At 34.3% G+C, this 4,387-nt stretch carries 3 protein-coding genes and 1 pseudogene; 2 read left to right on the top strand and 2 right to left on the bottom strand.

The genetic code is table 11. The features are described 5' to 3' along the window. Nucleotides 1-365 precede the first annotated feature (365 nt). Both AB3X49_RS18405 and AB3X49_RS18400 read left to right on the top strand, forming a co-directional pair. Nucleotides 366-1,679, top strand: a complete 1,314-nt coding sequence (locus tag AB3X49_RS18405; RefSeq protein ID WP_002168422.1) for a hemolysin family protein — start codon at nt 366-368, stop codon at nt 1,677-1,679. Between the two features lie 326 nt (nt 1,680-2,005). After that, nucleotides 2,006-2,887 carry an MBL fold metallo-hydrolase gene (locus AB3X49_RS18400; protein ID WP_367963867.1) on the top strand — a complete coding sequence of 294 codons (882 nt, stop codon included), beginning with the start codon at nt 2,006-2,008 and terminating at the stop codon, nt 2,885-2,887. A gap of 163 nt (nt 2,888-3,050) precedes the next feature. Here AB3X49_RS18400 and AB3X49_RS18390 read toward each other — a convergent pair. Continuing rightward, nucleotides 3,051-3,347 (bottom strand): annotated as a pseudogene (locus AB3X49_RS18390) (nucleoside hydrolase); the annotation flags it as partial. A gap of 48 nt (nt 3,348-3,395) precedes the next feature. Beyond that, the coding region (locus AB3X49_RS18385; protein WP_367963865.1) for a tyrosine-type recombinase/integrase at nt 3,396-4,387 on the bottom strand (992 nt) is incomplete at its 5' end.

The following is a 4,387-nucleotide window of genomic DNA, read 5'->3' as shown; positions in this document are numbered from 1 at the left end:
AAATAATATAGTTAGTGGAAGCGAAGGAAATGTTATAGTGTTTGATGCACACATTAAGAGGTTTTATGTAACAGGAAAGAGAAGCTTTTTGTTTGAATTTCAGGGTATACAAAATGTAAACGTTGACTGGGATTTATTTCTCATGCTAACATATAGATAATTTAATCAAGGCGGTGGAAATGTATTGGACTCAGATGTTGACTCGGATAGGTGGCTAAATGACCTCGATTTTCTCAGAGTACCCCTCATCATTTTGAGAATGTAGATTTTATACAATCTCATGTCAATGTGTATGAAGTAGGTCTGGAAAGAGAAAATATATCAGGAGGTGAATCCTTTAGTTTCAAGGAAGCTAAGGGAATTAGTTGGACATATTTAATTTAATCATGGTAGTGGTTTTAATCGCATGTACTGCATTTTTCGTAGCAATTGAGTTTGCTATTGTAAAAGTAAGAGGATCAAAGATTGATCAATTTGTATTAGAAGGAAAGAAGGGTGCGCTGGCAGCGAAGAAAGTGACATCAAACTTGGATGAGTATTTGTCAGCTTGTCAATTAGGGATTACAGTTACAGCAATGGGACTCGGGGCACTAGGTGAACCAACGATTGAGAGACTTTTACATCCTTTATTTGATAAGTGGAACATCAATCCTTCCATTGCAGGTGTATTATCTTTAGGAATTGCTTTTACTATTATGACGTACTTACATGTTGTAGTTGGTGAATTAGCACCAAAAACATTCGCGATTCAAAAGGCTGAGAAGGTTACTTTATTACTTTCGGCTCCGCTTATCTGGTTCTACAAAATCATGTATCCGTTTATTCGCTTGTTAAATGGCTCTGCAAGGATGATAACAGGAATGTTCGGCTTAAAACCTGCATCAGAGCATGATGTAGCACATACAGAAGAAGAATTACGATTGATTCTTTCTGAAAGTTATGAACGTGGAGAAATTAATCAAGCTGAATACAAATATGTAAATAATATTTTTGAATTTGATAATCGTATTGCGAAAGAAATCATGGTCCCCCGTACAGAAATTATAGGGCTACATGTAGATAATTCTTTAGCAGACCATATGAAAATAATCCGTGATGAAAAGTATACACGTTACCCAGTATTTGGGGAAGATAAAGATGAAATCATTGGCATGGTGAATGTGAAAGACTTCTTTATTCGTTATATGAATAAGGAAACAAAAGAATTCAATTCTATTCAATCGTATACGCGTCCAGTAATTGAAGTAATTGAGACCATACCAATACATAATCTTTTACTACAAATGCAAAAGAAACGTATTCCGTTGGCTGTCTTATATGATGAATACGGCGGTACGGCTGGTATTGTAACCATTGAGGATATACTGGAAGAGATTGTAGGAGAAATACGTGATGAATACGATGAAGATGAGCGTCCGCCCATCCAGCAAATGAATGAAGGTCATGTTGTCGTAGAAGGTAAAGTATTAATTAGCGAATTAAATGATTTACTAGGATTACATATGAATGATAGTGATGTTGACACGATTGGTGGTTGGATTCTGATGCAGAATTATGATATCCAGGAAGGGCAAACAGTAAATAGCGAAGGATATGCATTTAAAATTCTTTCTAAAGACCCTCACCAAATCAAACGTGTTGAAATACAAAAAGAAATGTTGGAAGCAGCAACTGTATAGTTGCTGCTTTTTATTCAGCTGATAACATGGTAGCCCTCCTCATTAAATTCAGTGATTGATCAACTCTTTACCTGTTAACACATTACCGGAATAGGGCAGGATTGTTTCCTTTGCATTCCAGGTTCAACACCCCTTCGATATTGTAAAATGTATCTCATTTATACAAATTGTAATATAATTTAAATGTAAATTCGTAGCGTAAAATAGATTAAAAGTAACAAATGTTGAGAAAGGATGCCTTTGTCAACATTAGTATTGTTATTTACTAGTAATCAAAATAAAGAATAAAGAAAATTCTCGGCTGGAAATTTTTACACAGTCATAAAATGGAGGCAATAGTTATGCAGCAAATTAAAAAAATAGGAAACGCATTTTGGTATATGACACCTGTGTCTGAAACAGATAGACCTATACTAGGAATGGTAGTTGGAAAAGAAAAGACTTTGATGATAGATGCAGGTAATTCAGAAGCACATACACAATTGTTTTTAGAAATGCTAAAAGAGCAAAATATCTCAAATCCTGATTTTGTAGCATTAACGCATTGGCACTGGGATCATATTTTTGGATTGCCTGTATTACAAAATGCATTGTCTATCGCACATTTTGAAACAAAAAAAGAGATGAACACACTTGTTTCTTATGAGTGGTCGGATGAGGCATTGGACGCACGAGTGAAAGAGGGTACAGAAATTGAATTTTGTGCGGACTGTATAAAAAAAGAGTTCAGTGAAAAACCAAGAAATATTCAAATTCTTCCGCCGTCCTTAACCTTTCAGAAACAACTTGAATTAGACCTTGGTGATGTGACATGTGTGTTAGAGCATGTGGGCGGAGACCATTCACATGACTCTGTTGTCATTTATATTAAAGAAGAAAAGATTTTGTTTTTAGGAGACTGTATATATGCAGATATCTTTTCTGCAAAGCGAAACTATACAACGAAACGAACATTTAAATTGATACAAGAATTAGAGAAATTTGATGCTGAGACATATATTCTTTCCCATGGGGCAGCTATAAATCGGGATGAGTTTTTACAAGAAATTCATTTGCTAAAAACAGTAGGAACTTATACGGAAGCTCATAAAGGCGATGAAGAGAAGATAAAAGCAGCATATAAACAAGAACTAGATAGAGAATTAAATGAAGATGAGCTAGAAACAATAACGTACTTTGTAAATGGTTATGAAATGGTTAATCTGTAAAACCTAGCTCTAAATCAATTGATGCTTGTTCTGACCAAATGCAATGTAACTGCACAAAAAGAGTATTGAAAATTAATTCAATACTCTTTTTAATAATTAAATATTTAGTCCCAACCAATTTCTGAATTTTTTTGCTGGCTCATCAACTGGGTTTATACGGCTTTCAATACTGGTTGTGATTAGCAGTTTTTTTAGCTAATTCAGTAATATATTCAAAGAATGCATCACGTTTCACATCATAAATGACATTTACTGGTCTTCCGTTAGCAGTTTCCACTGTACGTCCTTGGCTGGGTCCGTATGTATGAACGATACTAGTAATCGTTTTTGTTTTTGCAAGATCAGCTCTCCCAACAAAAGCAGCAGTTAATACATCCCACAAATAGTAGGTAGAGTTAGTTGAAAAGTGAACGAGAGGAGGGACCATTGCATAGCATTGACCAAGGAAATCAACGTGAATTGTATAATACCAACTCTTTAAAGGGTGCTGGCATTGATTTGGTAACATCTATAACAAATCGTTTTCCATAAACGCAACTACTTCCGCCTGTTTTGAGGGATATAAATGACTATAAGTATTTAATGTAGTTGCTACATCTGAATGTCCTAGGCGTTGGGCTACCATAAGGGGGCTTACGCCTTTGTTTATTAAATAAGATGCATGAGAATGTCTGAATTCATGAAGTAGAATTTTTTTCACTTGAGCATTAGTTAGATACTCTTTATATTTTCTGTCAAGTGTCGTAGTCGCTATGCTAGTATAAAACTCACCAAATACAACATAATCACTTTTTACAGGTGCTTTTAACATAGCATGCTCTTTTAAATTTTTCAATACATCAATGACAAGAGAAGGTAACATAATGATCCTATTAGATGCTTTTGTTTTTGGTTTTGTAATTTTTCTGTTATAGCTGGTTTTATTAATGTCAATCGTTTTTTCTTCAAAATTAATATCAGCCCAAGTTAGAGACAACAGTTCACCTTTTCTAGATCCACTATAATAGAGAGTTGTAAAGAAAGCTCGGTAAAGGAGCTCATCTACAGTATTAATGAATTGCTTAAATTCCTCGAACTCCCAAAAATTGATTCTTTTATGTACTTCTTTTTCGAAGTTCCCAGCGATTCTCGCTGGATTATTTGTTATCCCATGAAATTTTATAGCAAAATTAAAAATAGAGGATAACACAGTGTGAATTTTCTTCAAATAATCAGCAGAATATTGATGAATAATTTCATTTTGGTAGTTCATGATATGTTTGGCAGTGATGTAGTTAATTTTAGATTTTCCAAACTCTTTAATTAAATGGTTGTCAAGGATAGCTTTAATGGTAACTATAGAAGATTCCTTCCTCCTCTGACAATACCAATCAAAATAACTATCCGCAACTTGAGCGAACGTTAAGTTTGAATTTGTTTCTTTTTCAACTAACATTTTAGCTTCCGCTTCACGTGCTTCTTTTTTTGTTTTAAACCCACGACGTTTTACTTGTTTTTGAG

It is taken from the genome of Bacillus sp. C30 (genome assembly GCF_040838255.1).
GTDB classification, from domain to species: Bacteria; Bacillota; Bacilli; order Bacillales; family Bacillaceae_G; genus Bacillus_A; species Bacillus_A mycoides.
This window is presented reverse-complemented; position numbering and strand designations above follow the sequence as displayed.

Excerpts from the sequence above, each read along its gene's own strand:
- AB3X49_RS18400 (WP_367963867.1), top strand. The coding sequence starts at position 2,006 with ATGGAGGCAATAGTTATGCAGCAAATTAAAAAAATAGGAAACGCATTT.